This window comes from Oceaniglobus ichthyenteri (genome assembly GCF_003057885.1).
Classification (GTDB): domain Bacteria; phylum Pseudomonadota; class Alphaproteobacteria; order Rhodobacterales; family Rhodobacteraceae; genus Oceaniglobus; species Oceaniglobus ichthyenteri.
In genome coordinates, this window is the sequence record NZ_QAGK01000034.1 from 1 (window position 1) to 828 (window position 828).

General features: G+C 55.4%; 1 protein-coding gene. It reads right to left on the reverse strand.

Annotation, left to right across the window (positions count from 1 at the left end; translation table 11 throughout):
- Window positions 1-41 precede the first annotated feature (41 nt).
- On the reverse strand, window positions 42-828 hold a 787-nt coding region (locus tag C8265_RS19245; protein ID WP_126623213.1), incomplete at its 5' end, for an IS3 family transposase.

The window sequence follows — 828 nt, forward strand, 5'->3', positions numbered from 1 at the left end:
TGAACCGCCCCGGGTTTACCGGAGAGTGTTTTGTTCAAATCTTAGGCTGCTTTATCATGGCCGTTTAAGTTTTCATAGAAAGCGTCCTCTGCTTCTTGTGGCGTAGTATAGCCGATGGCGCTGTGCAGGCGCTCGCTGTTGTACCAGCTGACCCACTTCAGGGTTTCCCACTCGACTTGCCCGATTGATTTCCAAGGGCCGAAGAAGTTGATCACCTCGGTTTTGAATAGGCCAATGATGCTTTCGGCCAGCGCGTTGTCATAGGAATCACCAACGCTTCCGACGGATGGGTCTATGCCAGCATCTGTCAGCCGCTCGGTATATTTGATCGACAGATATTGGCTGCCGCGGTCCGAGTGATGGGTCAACCCATCCGCTTGTGACGGCACGCGCTGGCAGATGGCCTGGTTCAGCGCATCGAGCACAAAGCCTGTGGTCATGGACGTGGAGACCCGCCAACCAACAATCTTTCTGGCAAAGACGTCGATGACAAAGGCGACATAGACCATGCCCTGCCAACTTGAGACATACGTAAAATCCGATACCCAGAGCTGATTTGGCATCGCTGCTACAAACTCCCGATTGACCTTGTCATCCGGGCAAGGCTGCGTCGCGTCGGAATTGGTCGTGATGACCTTCTTGCCGCGCACAACTCCTTGTATCTCCATTGCTTTCATCAGGCGCTCGACGGTGCAGCGAGCGATGTCCTTCCCCTCGCGACGCAGGGCATGCCAGATTTTGCGCGCTCCATAACGGCCACCGCTGGCATCAAAGACACGCTTGATATGCGCCTTGTCCAACGTATCGCGCCTCGCTCGCTCCGAGGCC